Genomic DNA, 20,908 nt, shown 5'->3' on the forward strand with positions numbered 1-20,908 from the left:
CCTCCTAGTGGTGGTACTCGCCGCCGTTGACGTCGAGGCACTGCCCGGTGATCGCGCGCGCCATCGGCGAGGCGAGGAACACCACGGCGTCGGCGATCTCGTCGGGCTCCGGCAGCTTCCGCAGGTCTATTGTGGACGCGGTCTCGGCGTAGACTTCTTCGGGCGTGATGCCGCGTTCCTTGGCCAGGTAGTTGAAATACCACTTGAGGTTCGGCGCCCAGATGTACCCGGGCGCGACGGTGTTGACCCGGATGCCGTCCGGCCCGAGTTCACTGGCGAGGCTCTGCGAGAGCGACAGCAGCGCCGACTTCGCCATCTTGTACGCGCCGAACGTGCGCCGCGAATGCCGCAGCACCGCCGAGTTGATCATCACCAGCGAACCCTTGCTCTCCTTGAGCGCGGGCAGGAACAGCCGCGTCAGCCGGAGCACGGAGATCCCCGCGGTCTCGAAGCCCTTGCGGACGGCGTCGAGGTCCACAGTGGCCAGATCGGTCAGCGGCGGGACGGCGAAGGCGTTGTGCACCACCGCGTCCACCCGGCCGAACGCCTCGACGGCCTCGCTCACCAAGTGAGCGGCCGAGTCTTCGTCGTCGATGTCGGTCCGGACCGCGACGGCGCGCCGCCCGAGGTCGGTGACCTCCTTCGCGACCTCGGTCAGCCGCGACTCGGTGCGCGCGGCGAGCACCACGTCCGCGCCGGCCAGCGCGCTGCGCACGGCGATCGACCGGCCGAGTCCCGGGCCGATCCCGGAGACCACGACCACCTTGCCCTGCAACAGGTTCTCCACGCTCACCCCAGCATCCGGGCGGCGACGGCGTCCTGCCGGGCCGCGATCCGCGCCGTCCACTCGGCCGGCGTCACGCGTGCATCCTCGTAATAGGGCAGCCGGTCGGGCAGCTCGTCCACCTTGACGATCTCGACGACCGGGCCGTCGGCCGGCCCGAGGTCGCGTGCCAGCCGCTGCCAGCGGATCTGGACGTACCCGCGGTCGTGCCCGGTGCGCTCCAGCCAGTTCGCCACGCCGGGGTCGCGCTCGCTGATGACGAACCGGATCTTGCCGTCCGGGTCGACGCGCGCCTGGTCGGCGGTGAGGCTCGTCTGGTGGTTGATGTAGTCGAGCGAGACGTACCAGAGGCTGCCGAGCTGGATGCCCTGGTACGGCGCGTCGGCACAGCGAGGCACCGTGACGACCATCGCCTCTTCGTCGCCGAGCTCGTAGTGCCCGGCCGAGGAGAACTGCGTGGTCAGCCCGCCGGGCGTCGAGCGCGGCTCGGTCATCGTGTTCACCGGCAGGTTGTCGTAGAACCACTTCGGGAAGGCCAGGAACGTCTTGAGCCGGCTCAGCAGGATCTTGCCGGTGACGCCGTAGCGCTTCGCGAGCGCGGAGCGGTCCGGCACCGGCGGCGCCTGGCCCGCCGTGTCGACGCACTGGATGCGGATCTCGCCGCGCTTCTCGGTCGCCCAGTCGCTGTGGACCTCCCGGACGACGAGCATCGACGAGCCCTCGCCCAGGACGAAGTAGTTCGGCCCCGGGTCTTCGCGAGCCGGGCCGAAGCGCAGCTCGAACCGGCCGTCTTCGCCGATTTCGATCGCGCGGTCGTCGAACGCGGCGAGACTGTCGGGCACCACGACCGGCGAGTAGTCGCCGTTGAGGATCTGGAAGCTCAGGTCGGCGGTGGTCCCGCGGACGCCGGTGACGAGGTACTCGCGGTCGGCGCGGATGTTCGCGTTGAAGTAGAGGGTGTCCGGGTTGTCCAGGCCCATCTTCGTGTACGGCCCGGTGGACGCGGTGAAGTACGGGAAGTCGCGCTGGTAGGCCCAGGCCATCTGCAGCGACGCGCGGATGCTCCCGGCGAGGTAGTCGTACCCCTCCAGGAGGCCCAGCTCGGTCTGCGCCGGCGGGGCCGCGGCGATCAGCTTCTCGGCCTCGGCGATGGCGTCGGCGAGCGATCCGGTCAACGAGAACTCGTTCTCGATCATGCCGGCACGGCCCAACGGTTCGCGAGCAGCCGGAAGCCCGGGAGGCTGTCGAAGGACGTCATCGACTCGTAGGTGCGGACGTACCCGATGTGCGTCATCCGCCAGGCGCCGTCGGCCTCGCGGCGATAGGTGTCCTCGTAGAACGCGGCACCCTCGATGATCACCTTGTGCTCGGGCACGATGACCTTGTCGGTGAACGACCACCGCCCCGTCGCGGTGTCGCCGTCGACGTCAATCTCGGGCTGACCAGCGTGATGGACGGTGATGATGCCGTTGCCGAGGCTCTGGGTGAGGAATTCGACGATGGCGTCGCGGCCGGTGAAATGCTTCCCGTCACTTCCCGTGGCCCGCGTCCCGTAGTCGGCCGTGGCGTCGGCGGTGAAGGTGTCGGCCACCTCGTCCCACTGCTTCAGGTCGACCGCGCGGAGGTAGCGGTACTTCAGCCGGCGGATCTCTTCGAGTACGACCAGGTCCATGCCCCCAGGGTCTCGCACCACTTGACCGATGACAAGAACATGTTCTACTTTTTTCCGGTGTCCGTGACCTCGTACGAGCTCTCGCACCTGGCCGCGCTCGAAGCGGAGGCCGTGCACGTCTTCCGTGAGGTCGCGGCGACCTTCGAACGCCCGGTGCTGCTGTTTTCCGGCGGCAAGGACTCCGTGGTGATGCTGCACGCCGCCGCGAAGGCGTTCTGGCCCGCGCCGCTCCCCTTCCCGGTGCTGCACGTCGACACCGGCCACAACTTCGACGAGGTGCTGCGCTTCCGCGACGAGACGGTCGAGGCCCTGGGCCTGCGGCTGCACGTCGCGAGCGTGCAGGACGACCTCGACGCCGGCCGCGTCGTCGAGGAGACCGGCCCGGGAGCCAGCCGCAACCGGCTGCAGACGGTCACGCTGCTGCGGGCGATCCGCGAAGGCGGCTTCGACGCCGTGTTCGGCGGCGCCCGCCGCGACGAGGAGAAGGCCCGCGCGAAGGAGCGCGTCTTCAGCTTCCGCGACGAGCACGGCCAGTGGGACCCGCGGGCGCAGCGCCCGGAGCTGTGGAACCTCTACAACGGGCGGCACCGGCGCGGCGAGCACATCCGCGTCTTCCCGCTGTCGAACTGGACCGAGCTGGACATCTGGCAGTACATCCGCGACGAGCGGATCGCCCTGCCGCCGCTGTACTACGCGCATCGGCGCCCGGTGGTCCAGCGCGACGGCATGCTGCTGGCGGCCACCCGGTTCCTGTCCCTTGTGGACGGCGAGACGCCGTACGAGGCGACCGTCCGGTTCCGGACCGTCGGCGACGCCACGTGCACCGGGTGCGTCGAGTCGTCGGCGGCGACACCGTCCGAAGTGGTCGCCGAGGTGGCCGCGACGCGCGTCACCGAACGCGGCGCGACCCGGGCCGACGACCGGATTTCCGAAGCAGGCATGGAAGACCGCAAGCGGGAAGGCTACTTCTGATGCAGCTGCTGCGGATCGCCACGGCGGGCAGCGTGGACGACGGCAAGTCCACGTTGATCGGCCGGCTGCTGTTCGACTCGAAGGCGATCTTCACCGACCAGCTCGCCGCCGTCGAACGCGCCAGCCGGGAGCGCGGCGAGGACTACCCGGACCTCGCGCTGCTCACCGACGGCCTGCGCGCCGAACGCGAGCAGGGCATCACGATCGACGTCGCGCACCGCTACTTCGCCACGCCCAAGCGGAAGTTCATCATCGCGGACACGCCCGGGCACCTGCAGTACACGCGGAACATGGTGACCGGCGCGTCGACAGCCGACCTGGCACTGGTGCTGGTCGACGCGCGCAAAGGCGTGCTGGAGCAGTCGCGGCGGCACGCGTTCCTCGCGTCGCTGCTCGGGATCGGCCACCTCGTGGTGTGCGTGAACAAGATGGACCTCGTCGAGTGGTCGCGGGAACGGTTCGACGAGATCCGCGAGGACTTCCGCCGGTTCGCGATGAAGCTGGACATCGCCGACCTGACGTTCGTGCCGGTTTCGGCGCTGCACGGCGACAACGTCGTCCACCGCAGTGCGAGCATGCCCTGGTACGAAGGGACTTCGCTGCTGCACCAGCTGGAGGAGGTGCACGTCGCGTCCGACCGCAACCTGATCGACGCGCGGTTCCCGGTGCAGTACGTGATCCGCCGGTCGGACTTCCGCGGCTACGCGGGCACCATCGCCGGCGGGGTGTTCAAGCCGGGCGACGAGGTCGTGGCGCTGCCGTCGGGGTTCACCTCGAAGGTGCGCGCGGTGTGGGGCCCGGGCGGGACGCGGCTTTCCGAGGCGTTCACCGGACAGGCGGTGGCGGTCGAGCTGGCCGACGACCTCGATCTCGGCCGCGGGGCGATGCTGTGCCGGCCCGGCAACCGCGCGGAGTCCGCCCGCGAGGTGGACGCGCTGGTGTGCTGGTTCTCCGAGCGAGCGTCCTTGACGCCGGGTTCTTCGTACGTCGTCCGGCACACGACCACCGAGACACGCGGGTCGGTGGAGCGGCTGGAGTACCGCCTCGACGTGACGACCCTGCACCGCGACTCCGCGGAATCGTTGTCCTTGAACGACATCGGCCGCATCCGGCTGCGCACGCGCGCGCCGCTGCTGTTCGACCCGTACCGCCGCAACCGCGCCACGGGCGGGTTCCTGCTGGTGGACGAGCACACGGGCGACACGGTCGCGGCGGGCATGATCACCGGCGCGGTCGCGTCCCCGGTCGTCTGGCACACGGCGGCGGTCCGGCGCGAAGACCGGCCGACCCGCGGCGCGACGGTGTGGCTGACCGGGCTGTCGGCGTCGGGCAAGTCGTCGGTGGCGGTGGAACTGGAGCGCCGGCTGGTGGCGGCGGGCCGTCCGGCGTACCTCCTGGACGGCGACAACCTGCGCCACGGCTTGAACAAGGGCCTCGGGTTCAGCCCGGCCGACCGCGCGGAAAACGTCCGGCGGGTGGCCGAGGTGGCCCGCCTGTTCGCGGACGCGGGCGTGGTGGCGATCGCGTCGCTGATCAGCCCGTATGAGGCGGATCGCGCGTCGGCGCGGGCGATCACCGGGGACCTGCCGTTCGTGGAGGTCTTCGTGGACACGCCCCTGGAAGTGTGCGAGGCGCGCGACCCGAAGGGGATGTACGCGAAGGCGCGGGCGGGCGAGATCCAGGGCTTCACCGGGATCGACGCGCCGTACGAGCGTCCGTCGTCACCCGATCTGGTGCTGCGCCCGGCCGACGGCGACCCGGCGGCGATGGCCGCGGCGATCCAGGCCGTCCTCGACGACCTCGACCGGAACGTGTCCTGAAGCGGCCAATCCGGCCGATTCATCCCACCCTCGCCGATCACGGGTTATTTTGCGTGTGCACTAACGGTGATCTCGAGGGGGACCAGTGAAAAGCGTGGTTTGGTGGTCGATCGGCCTGCTGTTCGGGCTGGGGCTGGTGGCGCTCGGCCTGTTCGGCTCCGGGGAGCCCAGCGCCAAGGTGCTGTGCGGCAGCGAAGAGATGCGGCCGGGGCAGACCTGCGACCGGACCCAGTACGGCCAGACGACCAGCGAGACCTACGAAGAGAAGCGCCAGGATTCGATCGACACCGCGAACACCTTCAAGAACGGCGGCCGGTGGGTCACGTTCGGGATCGGCGCGGGAATCGGAGCCTTGTGCGGGTGGCGGCTGACCGTCGCGATCCGGCGCCGCGCCGGCCAGGGATCCGGCCCGGTCGTCCAGGCCGTGCCCGCGCAGCAGCCCGGCTTCGCTCCGCCGCCGGGATACGCACCGCAAGGATTCCAGCAGCAGCAGGGATTCGCCCAGCAACAGCCGGGATTTCCTCCGCCGCAGGGGTACCGGCAGCCCCCGCCGCCGGGGTACCAGCAGCCGCGCGGGCCGTACCAGCAGTAGCGGCTCCTAGCCGGCTTCAAGGACGAAGAACAGGAAGCTCGGGAAGGTGTCGAGGATCTCGAAGTCGCCGGGGAACAGCTCACTCGCTTCCGGAGTGGGGTGGGGTTCGCTGATCACGGCGAGCCGGAAGCCGAAGGCGGTGAAGGCGTCGGTCATCGCGTGCAGCGGCCGGTTCCAGCATCCCCGCGCTCTGGTCGATGCCGGTCACCACCGCGCCCCGGTCACGCAGCTCGGCGAACAGCGGGCCGGAGCCACAGCCCGCGTCGAGGATCGCCGGCCGGCCACATCACCGGCGAGCGCGAGGGTCGCGGGCCGTTCGTAGTAGGCGTTCATGAGACTGGCGTCGTTCTCGGCGGTGTACGCCTCGGCGAAGCTGTCGTACGCGGGAACCCGGGTCATGTGCCCCGAATCAGCCCGCCGGGGTCACGAACCCCGAGTCGTAGGCCCGGATCACCGCCTGGGTCCGGTCGCGCGCGCCCAGTTTCGCCAGCACGTTGCCCACGTGCGTCTTCACCGTCTGGATCCCCAGGTACAGCTCCCCCGCGATCTCCACATTGGACAGTCCGCCCGCCATCAGCCGCAGCACCTCGCGCTCCCGGTCGGTCAGGCCGACGCTCACCAAGCCGTCGCCGGAAGGTGCGTGCTGGGCCGCGAGACGGCGGATCGCCGCCGGGAAGAGCAGGGACTCGCCCGTCACCACCGTCCGGATCGCCGCGACGATCTCCTCCGGCCGCGCCCGCTTGAGCAGGAACCCGCTGGCTCCGGCGACCAGCGCGTCGTAGACGTAGTCGTCGTTCTCGAAGGTGGTCACCACGATCACCTTCGGCGGACTGTCCACCGTGGACATCAGGTGCGTGGTGGCCCGGATCCCGTCCACCGCGGGCATCCGCACGTCCATCAGCACGACGTCCGGGCGCAGCCGGGCCACCAGCCCGGGCACCTCGGCGCCGTCGGCGGCCTCGCCGAGCACGTTCAGGTCGTCCTCGCTGTCGATGATCGCGCGCAGCCCGGCGCGGATCAGCGGCTCGTCGTCGACCAGCAGCACCCCCGTGCTCATCGCCCGCTCCCCCACGGCACCCGCACCACGACCTCCCACCGCTCGTCCACCCGCCCGGCCGACAGTGCGCCGCCGAGCACCTCGACCCGCTCGGTCATCCCGCGCAGGCCGCGGCCGCCGCCGGTGCGGCCCGAACCGGCCCCCAGCGGGTTGGCGACCCGCGCGACCAGGCCGTGCGCCGCTACGTCGACGACCACCGTCACCGGGACCCTACCGGCGTGCCGCACCGCGTTGGTCAGGCATTCCTGCAGGATCCGGTACACCTCGCGCGACACCACCGCGGGCACCGCGGCCAGGTCGCCGCCGAGCTCGGCCGTGACGTCGGTGCCGGCGAGCCGGGTCGTTTCCAGCAGGGTCTCCAGGTCGGTCAGCCCCGGCTGCGGCGTCCGGCCCGCCGCCTCGTCGCGCAGCAGCCCGAGCACGTGGTCGAGGTCGTCGAGCGCCGTGCGGGCGGACTCCTCGATCGCACCGAGCGCGCGTTCGGTGAACTCCGGATCGGTGCGCAGCGTCCGCCGGGCGGCGCCGGCCTGGACCGTGACGACGCTCAGCGCGTGCCCGACCGAGTCGTGCAGCTCCCGGGCGAGGCGGTTGCGTTCGGCGAGCTGCCCGGTCCGCCGTTCCAGCTGCGCGATCCGGTCGGCGGCGGTCATCCCGAGCAGCCGGACCGCGGACCGCCGCAACCCGGCGCCGATCGCCCCGACGGCGTAGATCAGCAGCACCACGGCGGCGAGGAACACGACGGGCAGCCACGCCGACGGCCAGCCCGTCGGCACGGTGACCTCGTCGCCCCCGGAGGTCTGGAGGAAGTGCCCGGTGAACACGGCACTGACCGAGAGCCCGACGGCCACGGGCGCGGCGAGGCTGAAGAAGCTGGCGACGAACCCGGCGACGACGTGCAGCACGAACATCCCCGCGGCCCGCCGCCGGCCCGGCCGGGTCCGCGGTTTCGCGGGGGCGCCGGGCACGGGATCGTCGAGCAGTTCGCGGACGGCGGTGGACTCGAGGACGTGCACGGCGGGCAGGAAGGCGGTGGCGACGAGGACGACCAGGGTGAGCAGGCCGCCGACGAGGGTGGCGCGTCCGAGGGTGGTGACGAAGGGCAGCAGCGATGGCACGGCGACGGCGGAGAACAGCAGGTAGGGGACGCTGATGGCCCCGCCGAGGACGAGGTACACCCACCGGCGGTAGGTCGCCTTGCTCGTCAGGGGGCGGAGTACGCGCACGGGTCGATCTTCGCAGGCAGCGCCTGCAGGCGCCTCCCTCTCGCGATGGAGCACCCCGACCTCGATCTAGAGGTCGATGACGACCTTTCCGTGCACGTGCCGGCCGGCCTGGAGCTCGGCCGCTTGGCGGATCCGCTCGATCGGGAAGCTCGCCGCGACCGGCACCCGGAGCCGCCCGGCCGCGACCAGACGCGCGATCTCTTCCAGTGCGCCGACAGGGGCGTTCGCGCCGTTGGCCGCCGGCACGCCGTCGACTTGCGTGGCGATGGTGCAGATGCGACCGTCCGGGACGCCGAGTTCCCTTGCGGTGTGCGCTGTCTCCGTCCCGTGCAGGTCGATGGCGGCGGTGACACCGCCGGGAGCGAGGGCCCGGACCCGGTCGGCCAGGCCGTCACCGTAGGCGACCGGCTCGGCGCCGAGATCGCGCAGGAACTCCGACGAGGTCGCCGATCCCGTCCCGATCACGCGCGCTCCCGCGATCCGGGCCAGCTGGACCGCGAACACCCCGACCCCGCCCGCCGCGCCGCCGATCAGCACGGTGTCGTCCGGGCCGGGACCGACCACGGCGAGGGCGGCGGATGCCGTGCGGCCGGCGATCGCGAGGGTGGCCGCGGTGCGGTCGTCGACGCCGTCGGGGGTGTGGTGGGCCTCGTTCGCCGCGATCGCCCCGGCCGGGTCGATCACCACGAAGTCGGCGACCGCGCGGGACAACGCGCCCCCGAACACCCGGTCGCCGGGCGCGAAGCCGGTCACCCCCTCGCCGACCTGGTCGACCACGCCCGCGTAGTCGGTCCCGAACCCGGCCGGAAGGCTCAAGCCGAACCGGGCGGCCGTGTCCGCGTCGGCGGTCATGATCCAGTCCATCGGGTTCAGGCCGGCGGCCGTGACCCGCACGCGGAGCTGTCCCGGGCCGGCCTGCGGAGCGGGAACCTCACGGACGTCCAGGACTTCGGGCCCGCCGAACGCGTCGAGCCGGACCGCCCTGCTCTGGTGCTGCATGTACGCCTGTCTCCTTCGGACCGAGGAAGCACGAAACGGACTATGCTCCGTTTACCTGGACGACCGTAGCACAACCGGAGCGTGATCCGTTTTGGCCGAAGGTGAGATGCGGGCGGACGCGACCCGCAACCGCGACCAGCTGCTCGCGGTGGCGACCCGCGTGTTCGTGTCGGCGGACGCCGAGCCGTCGATGCGGGCGATCGCGCGCGAGGCCGGCGTCGGCATCGCCACGCTCTACCGGCACTTCCCGTCCCGCGAATCGCTGGTCGACGCGGTCTACCGGGACCAGGTCGTGCGCCTGACGGCCGGTGCCCGCGAGCTGACCGGCCGACTGCCCCCGGCCGTGGCGATGCGGCGCTGGATGGACCTGTTCGGGGACTGGATCGCGACCAAGAACGGCATGCTCGACACGCTGCTCGCGATGATCGAGTCGGGCGAGATCGCCCACGCGCAGACCCGGACCGAGCTACTGGCGGCCATCACCACGATCCTCGACGCCGGCCGGGCAGCGGGCGACCTCCGCTCCGACGTCACCGCCGAAGACATCGCCGCCGCCCTCATCGGCATCTTCACCGTGGCCCCCCGGCCCGAGCACGAAGCCAAGGCCGGCCGCCTGCTGAACCTCCTGATGGACGGCCTCCGCCCGCCGCCGGGCTGAGCCGCCTCGCACCGCCGGCAGCAGGCGCCTGGCTGTCCACCACTCGGGGGACAACCAGGCGCCGAGCCGCTAGTAAGCGACCTTGCGCAGCTCCGAAGCCGCGAAACCGTTCACCCACAACGACTGCACCTTCGACGCCTCGGCCGCCGAAGGCTTCGCGTTCTTGCACGCCGTTCCCGGGCCGTGGCCGGACATCAGCTCCGTGCACGGACCCGTGTAGTGGTCCGGCAGCCCGAGGTTGTGGCCCAGCTCGTGCGCCGCGATGCGCGTCGGGTCGAAGCCCTCCGCCACCTGGCTCGTGTCCAGGTAGATGTCGCCGCGGCCGTGGCCGTTCGTGTTCGTGTACGAACCGCCGCTGTGGATCTCGTGGAACGTGATCGTCGCCCCCGAGGCCCGCTTGACCAGCTTCACGTCGGTGACCGCGGCGTTCCAATTGGCCGCGCCCTGGTCGATCTGGGTCAAGTAGTCCGGCGCGCCCGAGGAGCTGTAGTACAGCGTCGTGACGGCGGCCGCCGAAGCGCCGGGGGCGACCGCGAGCCCCATGCCCAGCGGAGCCGCGACCGCCGTGGCCAGCGCCACGATCCGGCCGATCACGCGTCCGTTCATCGTGTCTCCTTATGTCCGTTTAGAGAACACCCAACCGTGGTTCGCGCGATCAGGTTAGAAGTCCACGAGCGATCCGGGCCACGGCCGAAAGTAGCTCCCTCCCTCCCGCGAGGGAGGCCGGTCCCGCCGCCGCAGGAGCCGTCCGGCCCGGCCCGCGTGATCTGCTCTGCGGCATGGACGTCTTGCTGGGCCTGCTGACCCTCCCCCTCTACGCACTCGTGCTGTGGCCGCTGGTGGTCGCGTCGCGGCGGGTACTCGGGGTCCGGATCGGCGCCGTCCGCGCGCTGTGCGGCGCCGCGTTCGGCTGGCTCGTCGCGGGCGGCATCGGCCAGGCGTTCCCGGTTTCCCTGCTGCACAACGGCGGTGCGGCCATCGGCCTGCTGATCCCCTTGGCGGGCAGCGCTTTCCTCGCGACGCTGATCTTCCTGCTCGTCGCCGAGATGGCCCTGCCGGGCGGCTTCCGGCTGCGCGCCGTCGGCGCCAAGATCACGCGCGCCCGCCGGTACTCGCAGATCAGCCGGATCGCCGTCAAGCACGGCCTCGGACGCTACCTCGCCGGCCGCCGTGACCCCGATCTCGCGCCCGGCCGGCACGCCAAGCTCGCCCGCTCCCTGCGCCGCGCGCTGGAAGAAGGCGGCGTCACGTTCGTGAAGCTCGGCCAGCTGCTTTCGACGCGCGCGGACCTGCTGCCCCCGGTGTTCGTCGACGAGCTCGGCAAGCTGCAGGACCAGGTCGCACCCGCGAAGGCCGACGCCGTGTGGGCGGTGCTGACCGAGGAGCTGGGCGGCTCGCCCGACGACGTCTTCGCCGAGTTCGACCCGGAACCGCTGGCCGCCGCGTCGGTCGCGCAGGTCTACCGGGCGAAGCTGCGCAGCGGCGAGGACGTCGTGGTCAAGGTCCAGCGCCCGGGCGTGCGGGAGCAGGCCGAACGCGACATCGACATCGTCCGGCGCGTCGCCGCGGCGCTGGAGGAGCGCGCGGACTGGGCACGTTCGCTCGGGGTCGCCGAGCTCGCCGACGGGTTCGCCGAAGCGCTCGCCGAGGAGCTCGACTTCACCATCGAGGCCCGCAACATCACCGCCGTGGCCACGACTTCGTGCCCGGACGTCGTCCTGCCGACCGTCCACAAAGCACTGTCCACCGAGCGCGTCCTCGTCATGTCCCGGTTGGCGGGCAAGCCGCTCGAGACGGCGCCCGCGGCCGACCGCAAACGGCTCGCCCGCTCACTCCTGCGGTGCCTGCTCGACCAGGTGATGATCGGCGGCGTCTTCCACGCCGACCCGCACCCGGGCAACCTCATGGTCCTGCCCGACGGCCGCCTGGGGCTGCTCGACTTCGGCTCGGTCGGCCGCCTCGACGCCGGGCTGCGTGGCGGCCTGCAGAACCTCGTCCTGGCACTGGACCGCGGCGACCCCGCGGCCCTGCGCGACGGGCTGCTGGAGATCGTCGACCGCACCGGCGACATCGACGAGCAGCGCCTCGAACGCGCCCTCGGCGCCCTGGTCGCCCGCCACTTCGGGCCCGGCCGCGCCGCCGGGCTCGACCTGTTCACCGGGCTGTTCCGGGTGGTCGCGGACTTCCGGCTGAGCGTGCCGCCGCCGGTCGCCGCGGTGTTCCGGGCGCTGGCCACGGTGGAGGGCACCCTGGCCGCGCTGGATCCCGCGTTCGACGTCGTGGCCGAGTCGCGCGCGTTCGCCGTCGAGCAGGTCGGCGCCCGGCTGCGGCCGGACTCGCTGCGCCACACCGCGCTCACCGAGGTCATGGCGCTGCTGCCGGTGCTGCGCCGCATCCCCCGCCGCGTCGACCGCATCGGTGCGGCCCTGGAGGAGGGCCGGCTGTCGGTGAACGTCCGGCTCTTCTCCGACGAGCGCGACCGCGACGTCGTCACGAGCCTGGTGCACGAGATCCTGCTGGCCTTCGTCGGAGCAGCGACCGGCCTGATGGCCGTGCTCCTGCTCGGCGGCGACGGCGGGCCGCGCATCGCGACGGACCTGACGCTGCACCAGGTGTTCGGCTACAACCTGCTGATGATCAGTGCGTTGGTGGGGCTGCGGCTGCTCTTCGTCGTCTTCCGGCGTTCCGGACGACGGACACGATCAGCCCGATGAACCCGGCGACGAACAGCACGAACCCGCCGAGGATCCACCACCGCAGCGTGCCCAGGGTTCCGTCGGAGTAAGGCGTTCCGGGCAGGCCCGCGTCGGTGAACGCGGTGACCGGCGTCAGCGGCTTCGGGGTGACGACCGTGCCGGTGGCGACCACGACCCCGACGACACCGGACAGCCGCACCGGGCCGCTGAACCGCGAGTCGTCGGAGTTGCCCCGGTTGTCACCCTCGACGAAGATCGCGCCCTCGGGCACCACGGCGGAGAACTGGAAGAGACCTTCGTAGCCGGGAGTGATGTAGGGCTCGGTGAGCGGCTTGCCGTTGACCGAGAGGTGGTCGTCGGTGCAGCAGGCGACCGTGTCCCCGGCGACCCCGACCACGCGGACGACACTGACTCCGTCCCGGCTCGAATCGGCGTACGCACTCATGTCGATGGCGACGACGTCCCCGCGGTGCACCTCGCCGTCGTCGGCCTGGCGCACGACGAGCCGGTCTCCGGGCGCCAGGGTCGGGAGCATGTTCCCGCTCTGCGTCACATAAGCCTCGTAGCCCAGCATCAGCCGGCCGAAGCCGTACGCACCGGCGCCGACGCCGAGCACCATCACGACGATCCACAGCACGGCAGCACGCGACATCCGGCGGCGCGGCGGCGGGCCCGGCGGAGCGGGCGGAAAGGACATCTCGGTCACGATGATCTATCGGGCCACGACCGCCATCGTTACCCCGTCCGGGGGACGTACATGATCACCGCGACGCCCGCCAGGCACAACAGAGCGCCGAGCACGTCGTAGCGGTCCGGGCGGTAACCGTCCGCCACCATCCCCCAGGCCAGCGAGCCCGCCACGAACACGCCGCCGTACGCCGCGAGGATGCGGCCGAAGTGGGCGTCCGGCTGGAGTGTCGCCACGAAGCCGTACACGCCGAGGGCCAGCAGGCCGCCGCCGATCCACAGCCAGCCACGGTGTTCGCGGACGCCCTGCCACACCAGCCACGCACCGCCGATCTCGCAGATCGCCGCCGCCAGGAACAGGAGGATCGAGCGCAGGACCACGCCGGGATACTAGCTCCGTGCCGTTCACGCTGAGTCATCCCGCCGCCGTGCTTCCCCTGGCGAGAGGACCGCTGGTGCCGGCCGCGCTCGTCGCCGGATCGGTCGCGCCGGACATCTTCTGGTTCGTGCCGCGGCTGCCCGGCATCGGCCTGACCAAGACCCACGAACTGATGTCAGTCCTCTGGCTCGACCCGATCCTCGCGCTGGCGATCCTCGCGCTCTTCCAGCTCCTCCTGAAACGACCGCTGCTCGCCCTGGCCCCGAAGCCCCTGGCCGAACGGCTTCCCCGCGACTTCAGCTGGAGGCGGCCGGGGTGGATCGCCCTGTCGCTGGTCATCGGCGCCGCCACGCACGTCGGCTGGGACGCGTTCACGCACGAGAACGACGGGTTCGCGTTCCTGCGAATCCCGCTCGTCACCGGCGTCGACGTCGGACGGCTGATCCAGCTCGTCAGCACGATCGCCGGGGCCGGGATCCTCGCCTGGTGGCTGTTGCGCTGGTACCGCACCGCGCCCACCGAACCCGCGCCGCCGTCCACCCGCCACCGCAAGCCGGTGGTGGCGTTCCTCCTGATCGGCGCGCTGGCAGGCGTCCTGGCGCAGGTGCTGCCGTTCCTCGCCCACCACGACCCGATGACCCACGCCGGCGTCGTCGGCAACGCGACCTACCTCGCGGTCACCGGCGCCGGCAGCGGTTTCCTCGCCGCGCTCATCCTGTACGCGCTGGCCTGGCACGCGCAGTATAGGCCGTTATACAGATGCCGTTAAGGCCACCTTACGGGCGTCTGACGCCCGTAAGGTGGCCTTAACGGCACGAAACCTGTTCTAGACGGTGAAGCCGAGGGCGCGCAGCTGCTCGCGGCCGTCCTCGGTGATCTTCTCCGGGCCCCACGGCGGCATCCAGACCCAGTTGATCCGGAAGTCCTTGACGAGGCCGCCCGACGTCAGCGCGGCCGACGTCTGGTCCTCGATGACGTCGGTCAGCGGGCAGGCCGCCGAGGTCAGCGTCATGTCGATGGTCGCGGTGTTGTCCTGCTCGACGCGGATGTCGTAGACCAGGCCCAGGTCGACGACGTTGATGCCGAGCTCCGGGTCGACGACGTCGCGCATGGCTTCCTCGACGTCCTCGAGCTTGGCGAGGTCGAGGTCCTGCGTGGCGGTGGTCTCGGCGTCGAGGTCGGCGGCGGTCCGGCCCTCGCGAGCCTCGGTGGCGGTGTCTTCGGTCATGCTTTCTCAGCTCCACTGGTGGTCCGGGCGACGGCGTCCTTGAAAGCCATCCAGCCGAGGAGGGCGCACTTGACGCGGGCGGGGTACTTGGCAACGCCCGCGAAGGCGATCCCGTCCTCCAGCACGTCTTCGTCCGGCTCGATCTTTCCCTTGCCCTGCATCAGTTCCACGAAGGCGTCCATGGTGGTGAACGCCTCCTCAAGGGTGTGGCCGACGACGAGATCCGTCAAGACCGACGTCGAAGCCTGGCTGATCGAGCAGCCCTGGCCGTCGTAGGAGACGTCGGCGACCTTCCCGTTGTCGACCTTGACCCGCAGCGTCACCTCGTCGCCGCAGGTCGGGTTGACCTGGAACGACTCGGCGTCGAACGGGTCGCGCAGGCCGCGCCCGTGCGGGTTCTTGTAGTGGTCCAGGATGATCTCCTGGTACATGCTTTCCAGGTTCACTGAGCCACCCCGAAGAACTTCTGGGCCTCGCGAACACCCGCTACCAGGGCGTCCACTTCGGACAGCGTGTTGTAGAGGTAGAACGACGCGCGCACGGTCGCCTGGGCACCGCAGGCCCGGTGCAGCGGCCACGCGCAGTGGTGGCCGACGCGGACGGCGATGCCGAGGCTGTCGAGCACCTGGCCGGCGTCGTGCGGGTGCACGCCGTCGATCACGAACGACACCGTGGCGCCGCGGTCCTTGAGGTCCGTCGGCCCGATGATCCGGACACCCGGGATCGCGCCGACGCCTTCGAGGGCGGCCGCGGCGAGCTCGTGCTCGTGCGCCGCGATGCGGTCCATGCCGATCGCCGAGAGGTAGTCGACGGCCGCGCCGAGGCCGATGGCCTGCGACGTCATCGGCACGCCGGCCTCGAACCGCTGCGGCGGCGGCGCGAAGGTGGTGGCCTCCATCTTGACCATCTCGATCATCGACCCGCCGGTGAGGAACGGCGGCATGGCCGAGAGCAGCTCGGTGCGCCCGTAGAGCACGCCGATGCCGGACGGGCCGAGCATCTTGTGGCCGGAGAACACCGCGAAGTCGACGCCCAGCGCGTGGAAGTCGACCGGGAAGTGCGGCACCGACTGGCAGGCGTCGAGCACGGTGAGCGCGCCGACTGCCTTCGCCTTCTCGACGAGCAGCGAGACGGGGTTGACCGTGCCCAGCACGTTCGACTGGTGCGCGAACGCGACCACCTTCGTGCGAGCCGTGATCAGTTCGTCCACATCGGACAGGTCGAGCCTGCCGTCCGCGGTCACCTTGAACCACTTCAGCGTGGCCCCAGTGCGCTGGCACAACTGCTGCCACGGCACGAGGTTCGCGTGGTGCTCCATCTCGGTGATGACGATCTCGTCGCCCGGGCCGACCCGGAAGCGCTCGGCTTCCGGACCGGCCGTCGCGGCATTGCTCATCGAGTACGCGACGAGGTTGATGCCCTCGGTCGCGTTCTTGGTGAACACCAGCTCCTCGGGGTCGGCGCCGACGAACTCCGCGATCTTCGCGCGCGCGGACTCGTAGGCGTCGGTGGCCTCTTCGGACAGCTGGTGCGCACCGCGGTGGACGGCGGCGTTCGACGTGAAGACGTAGTCGCGTTCGGCGTCGAACACCGACGTCGGGCGTTGCGACGTCGCCCCGGAGTCCAGGTACACCAAGGGTTTCCCGTCGCGGACGGTGCGCGACAGGATCGGGAAGTCGGCCCGCAGCGCGGCGACGTCCAAGGGAACAGAGCTAGCCGAGGTGGTGGTCATCGGGCCGGCTCCTCTCTTTCTCTCGGTGTAGTCCTGGGGTGGGGAACGTCAGAGCGCGGCCGGCTCGGGCTTGCCGACGTACTTGACGTAGCCGTTCTCCTCCAGCTCGTCCGCCAGCTCCTTGCCGCCCGACTCGACGATCTTGCCGCCGGCGAAGACGTGCACGAAGTCCGGCGTGATGTGCCGCAGGATCCGGGTGTAGTGCGTGATCAGCATGACGCCGACCTCGCTCGAAGCCTTGTAGGCGTTGACACCCTCGGACACGACGCGCAGGGCGTCGACGTCGAGACCGGAGTCGGTCTCGTCGAGGATGGCGAACTTCGGCTTGAGCAGCGCCAGCTGCAGAATCTCGTGGCGCTTCTTCTCGCCGCCGGAGAAGCCCTCGTTGACCGAGCGGTCGGCGAACTCCTGCGAGATCTCGAGCTTGCCCATCTCCTCCTTGACCTCCTTGACCCACAGGCGAAGCTTGGGAGCCTCGCCGCGGACCGCGGTGGCCGCGGTGCGGAGGAAGTTGGACATGGACACGCCGGGGACCTCGACCGGGTACTGCATGGCCAGGAACAGGCCGGCGCGGGCGCGCTCGTCGACGCTCATCTCGAGCACGTTCTCGCCGTCGAGCAGCACCTCGCCGGAGGTCACCTGGTACTTCGGGTGACCGGCGATCGCGTAGGACAGGGTGGACTTGCCGGAGCCGTTGGGGCCCATGATCGCGTGCGTCTCGCCCGACTTGATCGTCAGGTTGACGCCCTTGAGGATCTCCTTGGCGCCTTCGTCGGTGTTGACCGAGGCGTGCAGGTCCTTGATTTCCAGGGTAGCCATTCTTCGTTTCCTAAGAGTCTGCGGTGGACGGCGTCAGGCGCCAACGGCTTCGAGCTCGGCCTCGATCGCGGCTTCGAGGCGCTCCCGCACCTCGGGGACGTCGATCTTCACCAGGATCTCGTGGAAGAACCCGCGCACGACCAAGCGTCGAGCGGCTTCTTCGGCGATCCCGCGCGACTGGAGGTAGAACAACTGCTCGTCGTCGAACCTTCCCGTCGCGCTCGCGTGGCCGGCGCCTTCGATCTCGCCGGTCTCGATCTCCAGGTTCGGCACGGAGTCCGCGCGGGCGCCCGGCGTGAGCACCAGGTTGCGGTTGAACTCGTAGGTGTCGGTGGCCTCGGCCGCGGCGCGGATCAGCACGTCGCCGATCCAGACCGTGTGCGCGCCCTCGCCCTGCAGCGCGCCCTTGTAGCCCACCCGCGACTTGCAGTTGGGCACCGCGTGGTCGACGAAGAGGCGGTGCTCCTGGTGCTGCCCGCCGTCGGCGAAGTAGACGCCGAGCATGTCGACGTCGCCGCCCTTGTCGGCGAAGGTCGCCGTCGGCGAGACGCGGACCAGGTCACCGCCGAGGGTGATCACGGTGTGCCGCAGCGCGGCGTCGCGGCCCAGCTTCAGGTGCTGCTCGGAGACGTGCACCGCGTCGTCGGCCCAGTCCTGGACGCTGACCACGGTGACCTTGGCGCCGTCGCCGATGACGAACTCGACGTTGTCGGCGTAGGTGCCGGAGCCGACGTGGTCGAGCACGACGACGGCCTCGGCGAACGCCTCGGCGCGGACCTGCAGGTGCCCGTAGGCGACCTTGTCCACACCCGGGCCGTGGATGCGCAGCACGGACGGCTTGGACGCCTTCGTCTCCTTGGGCACCGTCACGACGGTGGCCTTGGTGAACGAGGAGTAGGCCTGCGCGGCGATGCGGTCGCTCGGCACGCCGGCCTGGCCGAGGCGCGAGTCGTCGCGGCCGACGGTCTCGATGGTGAGTTCGGGGGCGGCGTCGGCTTCCAGCGTGATCTCGCCGGTGGCGGGCGCGCTGCCGTCGTGCAGGCCGCGCAGCCGCTTCATCGGCGTGAAGCGCCAGTTCTCCTCACGGCCGCCCGGGACCTCGAAGGCCTCGACGTCGTAGGAGGTGAAGCGCTCCGCGCGGGAGGCCGCCGGAATGACGGCCCCCTCGCGAAGAGCTTCGGAAACGTTGTTCTCGGTAACCGACATGACTAGCCGACGGACCCTTCCATCTGGAGCTCGATCAGGCGGTTCAGCTCGAGCGCGTACTCCATCGGCAGCTCACGCGCGATGGGCTCGACGAACCCGCGCACGATCATCGCCATCGCTTCGGCCTCGTCGAGACCGCGCGACATCAGGTAGAACAGCTGCTCTTCGCTGACCTTGGACACCGTGGCCTCGTGGCCCATGGACACCTCGTCGTTGCGGATGTCCACGTACGGGTAGGTGTCCGAGCGCGAGATCGTGTCGACCAGCAGGGCGTCACAGACGACGCTGGAGCGCGAGTGGTGCGCCCGCTTCGCCACGCGGACCAGGCCGCGGTACGAGGTGCGGCCGCCGCCGCGCGCCACCGACTTCGACACGATCGTCGAGGAGGTGTACGGCGCGAGGTGCTCCATCTTGGCGCCCGCGTCCTGGTGCTGGCCTTCGCCCGCGAACGCGACCGAGAGGACCTCACCCTTGGCGTGCTCGCCCATGAGGAAGACCGACGGGTACTTCATGGTCACCTTGGAACCGATGTTGCCGTCGATCCATTCCATGGTCGCGCCTTCTTCGCACTTGGCGCGCTTGGTGACCAGGTTGTAGACGTTGTTCGACCAGTTCTGGATGGTCGTGTAGCGGCAGCGGGCGCCCTTCTTGACGATGATCTCCACGACCGCCGAGTGCAGCGAGTCGGACTGGTAGATCGGCGCCGTGCAACCCTCGACGTAGTGCACGTAGGCGTCTTCGTCGACGATGATCAGGGTGCGCTCGAACTGGCCCATGTTCTCGGTGTTGATCCGGAAGTAGGCCTGCAGCGGGATGTCCACCTTGACGCCCTTGGGCACGTAGATGAACGAGCCGCCGGACCACACCGCCGTGTTCAGCGCGGAGAACTTGTTGTCGCCGGCCGGGATGACCGAGCCGAAGTACTCCTCGAACAGCTCCGGGTGCGTCTTGAGCGCGGTGTCCGTGTCCAGGAACAGGACGCCCTGCTTCTCGAGGTCCTCGCGGATCGAGTGGTAGACGACCTCGGACTCGTACTGGGCCGCGACACCGGCGACGAGGCGCTGCTTCTCCGCCTCGGGGATGCCGAGCCTGTCGTACGTGTTCTTGATGTCCTCGGGCAGCTCTTCCCAGCTCGTGGCCTGCTTCTCGCTGGAGCGCACGAAGTACTTGATGTTCTCGAAGTCGATCCCGGAGAGGTCGGCGCCCCAGTTGGGCATCGGCTTCTTCTCGAAGAGCTTGAGCGCCTTCAGTCGCGCTTCGCGCATCCACTCCGGTTCGGACTTCTTCCCGGAGATATCGGTGACGACATCCTCGTTCAGCCCGCGACGGGCGCTGGCGCCCGCTTCGTCGGAGTCGGCCCAGCCGAACGCGTACTTGCCAAGGGACTCGATGGTCTCTTCCTGGCTCAGTGGCGCGGTGGTGGGAGTGCGCTGCTCGGCAGCGGCAGTCATGCGGGTTTCCCTCCATTCGGGATCCGTGCTGTGCGCCCTGAGGGCACCGTTCTGACCGGCTCGGGATGGGCCGGCGGACCCGCCGTGGCGGGTACGTGGGTGGTGCACGCGGAGTCACCGCGCGCGATGGTCGCCAGCCGCTGGACGTGGGTGCCCAGCAGCTCGGCGAACGCCTCCGTCTCGGCCTCGCACAGCTGCGGGAACTCCGCGGCCACGTGGGCGACCGGACAATGGTGCTGGCAGAGCTGAGCGCCGACGTTCTGCCCAAGGCCGGGTGCTTCTTTTTGAGAGTTCAGTGCACCGACCTGACGGGTCGACGCAGCGTAGCCCTCCCTGGTCAGGGCGGTCGCCAGGGCCTCCGCGCGCGTCGCCGGATCACTCGATCCGGTGATCGCGGAGCGGTGCGGCCCGACGAGCTTCTCGATGCGCTGCTCGGCGAACGCGCGCACGGCGTCTTCACCGGCGTGCTCGGCCAGGAAGCGGATGGCGGAGACGGCCAGGTCGTCGTAGGCGTGCCCGAACCGGGCGCGGCCCGCCTCGGTCAGCAGGAAGAGCTTGGCCGGACGGCCCCGGCCCCGGGGTCCGCGGCGCGGCGCGTCCCGCGTCTCGGCTTCGCCATCCGCGAGAAGCGCGTCCAGGTGCCGGCGGACGGCCGCCGGGCTGATCCCGAGCTGCTCGGCGACCACGACGGCGGTCATGGGACCCTGTTCCAGGAGCAGCCGGGCGACCTCGCTGCGGGTCTTGCCCTCGGCGCTGACCTGCGACGGGACAGCGTTGACCCCGGCGCGGGACATGTCGCCGCCTGCCTGGTCACCCGCCTCCGTCTTTTTCACAACACAAGTGTGTCTTATTTCCCGCCGGTCGGCAAAGGCGGGGTCTTCGGCAGTGACCCGACTCACTCCGTGGGGGCGGCGATACCCTGCACCCGTGGCA

General features: G+C 70.5%; 22 protein-coding genes and 1 pseudogene. 6 read left to right on the plus strand and 17 right to left on the minus strand.

Annotated elements, in window-relative coordinates:
- Window positions 1–4 precede the first annotated feature (4 nt).
- The 3 genes from QQ657_RS38055 to QQ657_RS38065 are packed head-to-tail and all read right to left on the minus strand — an operon-like array spanning window position 5 to window position 2,456.
- A complete protein-coding gene (locus QQ657_RS38055) occupies window positions 5–793 on the minus strand; it encodes an SDR family oxidoreductase (protein ID WP_284747185.1) in 789 nt (262 codons plus the stop codon).
- Complete coding sequence (locus QQ657_RS38060) at window positions 790–1,980, minus strand: hypothetical protein (protein ID WP_284747186.1); 1,191 nt, start codon at window positions 1,978–1,980, stop codon at window positions 790–792. The genes QQ657_RS38055 and QQ657_RS38060 overlap by 4 nt, the downstream gene beginning before the upstream one ends.
- On the minus strand, window positions 1,977–2,456 hold the full coding sequence (locus QQ657_RS38065) for a nuclear transport factor 2 family protein (protein WP_284747187.1): 480 nt from the start codon (window positions 2,454–2,456) through the stop codon (window positions 1,977–1,979). The genes QQ657_RS38060 and QQ657_RS38065 overlap by 4 nt, the downstream gene beginning before the upstream one ends.
- Before the next feature lie 39 nt (window positions 2,457–2,495).
- Here QQ657_RS38065 and cysD point away from each other — a divergent pair, with 39 nt between their 5' ends.
- The 3 genes from cysD to QQ657_RS38080 all read left to right on the plus strand — a co-directional run bounded on the left by cysD (window position 2,496) and on the right by QQ657_RS38080 (window position 5,840).
- On the plus strand, window positions 2,496–3,428 hold the full coding sequence (gene cysD / locus QQ657_RS38070) for a sulfate adenylyltransferase subunit CysD (protein ID WP_284747274.1): 933 nt from the start codon (window positions 2,496–2,498) through the stop codon (window positions 3,426–3,428).
- Complete coding sequence (gene cysC / locus QQ657_RS38075) at window positions 3,428–5,248, plus strand: adenylyl-sulfate kinase (protein WP_284747188.1); 1,821 nt, start codon at window positions 3,428–3,430, stop codon at window positions 5,246–5,248. The genes cysD and cysC overlap by 1 nt, the downstream gene beginning before the upstream one ends.
- Window positions 5,249–5,333: 85 nt before the next feature.
- A complete protein-coding gene (locus QQ657_RS38080) occupies window positions 5,334–5,840 on the plus strand; it encodes a hypothetical protein (protein WP_284747189.1) in 507 nt (168 codons plus the stop codon).
- 6 nt (window positions 5,841–5,846) lie between these two features.
- Here QQ657_RS38080 and QQ657_RS38085 read toward each other — a convergent pair.
- From QQ657_RS38085 to QQ657_RS38100, 4 genes and pseudogenes are all read right to left on the minus strand, one after another.
- Window positions 5,847–6,239, minus strand: a pseudogene (locus QQ657_RS38085) (methyltransferase domain-containing protein).
- A gap of 10 nt (window positions 6,240–6,249) precedes the next feature.
- Window positions 6,250–6,897 (minus strand): response regulator, encoded by a 648-nt coding sequence (locus QQ657_RS38090; RefSeq protein WP_284747190.1) that lies wholly within the window; start codon window positions 6,895–6,897, stop codon window positions 6,250–6,252.
- Window positions 6,894–8,120, minus strand: a complete 1,227-nt coding sequence (locus tag QQ657_RS38095; RefSeq protein ID WP_284747191.1) for a sensor histidine kinase — start codon at window positions 8,118–8,120, stop codon at window positions 6,894–6,896. The genes QQ657_RS38090 and QQ657_RS38095 overlap by 4 nt, the downstream gene beginning before the upstream one ends.
- A 66-nt stretch (window positions 8,121–8,186) precedes the next feature.
- Window positions 8,187–9,119 (minus strand): NADP-dependent oxidoreductase, encoded by a 933-nt coding sequence (locus tag QQ657_RS38100; RefSeq protein ID WP_284747192.1) that lies wholly within the window; start codon window positions 9,117–9,119, stop codon window positions 8,187–8,189.
- Between the two features lie 106 nt (window positions 9,120–9,225).
- Here QQ657_RS38100 and QQ657_RS38105 point away from each other — a divergent pair, with 106 nt between their 5' ends.
- A complete protein-coding gene (locus tag QQ657_RS38105; RefSeq protein ID WP_284747193.1) occupies window positions 9,226–9,777 on the plus strand; it encodes a TetR/AcrR family transcriptional regulator in 552 nt (183 codons plus the stop codon).
- Between the two features lie 69 nt (window positions 9,778–9,846).
- On the opposite strand, the gene QQ657_RS38110 is transcribed toward QQ657_RS38105, so the two are convergent.
- On the minus strand, window positions 9,847–10,383 hold the full coding sequence (locus QQ657_RS38110; RefSeq protein WP_284747194.1) for a snapalysin family zinc-dependent metalloprotease: 537 nt from the start codon (window positions 10,381–10,383) through the stop codon (window positions 9,847–9,849).
- Window positions 10,384–10,556: 173 nt separating this feature from the next.
- Here QQ657_RS38110 and QQ657_RS38115 point away from each other — a divergent pair, with 173 nt between their 5' ends.
- Window positions 10,557–12,491: an ABC1 kinase family protein gene (locus QQ657_RS38115; protein WP_284747195.1), complete on the plus strand. Its 1,935-nt coding sequence runs from the start codon at window positions 10,557–10,559 to the stop codon at window positions 12,489–12,491.
- Here the strand turns inward: QQ657_RS38115 and lepB are convergent.
- Both lepB and QQ657_RS38125 read right to left on the minus strand, forming a co-directional pair.
- Complete coding sequence (gene lepB / locus QQ657_RS38120; RefSeq protein WP_284747196.1) at window positions 12,415–13,170, minus strand: signal peptidase I; 756 nt, start codon at window positions 13,168–13,170, stop codon at window positions 12,415–12,417. The two genes, QQ657_RS38115 and lepB, sit on opposite strands and share 77 nt — an antisense overlap.
- 38 nt (window positions 13,171–13,208) lie before the next feature.
- Complete coding sequence (locus tag QQ657_RS38125) at window positions 13,209–13,541, minus strand: YnfA family protein (RefSeq protein ID WP_284747197.1); 333 nt, start codon at window positions 13,539–13,541, stop codon at window positions 13,209–13,211.
- A 17-nt stretch (window positions 13,542–13,558) separates the two neighbouring features.
- Here QQ657_RS38125 and QQ657_RS38130 point away from each other — a divergent pair, with 17 nt between their 5' ends.
- On the plus strand, window positions 13,559–14,308 hold the full coding sequence (locus QQ657_RS38130) for a DUF4184 family protein (protein ID WP_284747198.1): 750 nt from the start codon (window positions 13,559–13,561) through the stop codon (window positions 14,306–14,308).
- Between the two features lie 57 nt (window positions 14,309–14,365).
- Here QQ657_RS38130 and QQ657_RS38135 read toward each other — a convergent pair whose 3' ends face one another.
- From QQ657_RS38135 to QQ657_RS38165, 7 genes are read right to left on the minus strand one after another with little or no spacing between them, the layout of a single operon-like run.
- A complete protein-coding gene (locus tag QQ657_RS38135) occupies window positions 14,366–14,767 on the minus strand; it encodes a metal-sulfur cluster assembly factor (protein ID WP_284747199.1) in 402 nt (133 codons plus the stop codon).
- The gene (gene sufU, locus QQ657_RS38140; protein ID WP_284747200.1) at window positions 14,764–15,213 is read right to left on the minus strand and encodes a Fe-S cluster assembly sulfur transfer protein SufU; all 450 of its coding nucleotides are present in this window, start codon (window positions 15,211–15,213) and stop codon (window positions 14,764–14,766) included. Before sufU ends, QQ657_RS38135 begins: the two co-directional genes overlap by 4 nt.
- Entirely contained in the window at window positions 15,210–16,499 is a 1,290-nt protein-coding gene (locus QQ657_RS38145; protein ID WP_284747201.1) for a cysteine desulfurase, read from the minus strand. The genes sufU and QQ657_RS38145 overlap by 4 nt, the downstream gene beginning before the upstream one ends.
- A 48-nt stretch (window positions 16,500–16,547) precedes the next feature.
- Window positions 16,548–17,318 carry a Fe-S cluster assembly ATPase SufC gene (gene sufC / locus QQ657_RS38150; protein WP_284747202.1) on the minus strand — a complete coding sequence of 257 codons (771 nt, stop codon included), beginning with the start codon at window positions 17,316–17,318 and terminating at the stop codon, window positions 16,548–16,550.
- Window positions 17,319–17,351: 33 nt separating this feature from the next.
- Window positions 17,352–18,524 carry a Fe-S cluster assembly protein SufD gene (sufD, locus tag QQ657_RS38155; protein ID WP_284747203.1) on the minus strand — a complete coding sequence of 391 codons (1,173 nt, stop codon included), beginning with the start codon at window positions 18,522–18,524 and terminating at the stop codon, window positions 17,352–17,354.
- 2 nt (window positions 18,525–18,526) lie between these two features.
- Window positions 18,527–19,975, minus strand: coding sequence for a Fe-S cluster assembly protein SufB (gene sufB, locus QQ657_RS38160; RefSeq protein WP_284747204.1), 1,449 nt, complete (start codon window positions 19,973–19,975; stop codon window positions 18,527–18,529).
- Window positions 19,972–20,808, minus strand: coding sequence for a helix-turn-helix transcriptional regulator (locus tag QQ657_RS38165; protein WP_434056822.1), 837 nt, complete (start codon window positions 20,806–20,808; stop codon window positions 19,972–19,974). The genes sufB and QQ657_RS38165 overlap by 4 nt, the downstream gene beginning before the upstream one ends.
- Window positions 20,809–20,908 lie beyond the last annotated feature (100 nt).

Origin of the sequence: Amycolatopsis ponsaeliensis (genome assembly GCF_030182635.1) — a bacterium.
In the GTDB taxonomy this organism is placed as follows: domain Bacteria; phylum Actinomycetota; class Actinomycetes; order Mycobacteriales; family Pseudonocardiaceae; genus Amycolatopsis; species Amycolatopsis ponsaeliensis.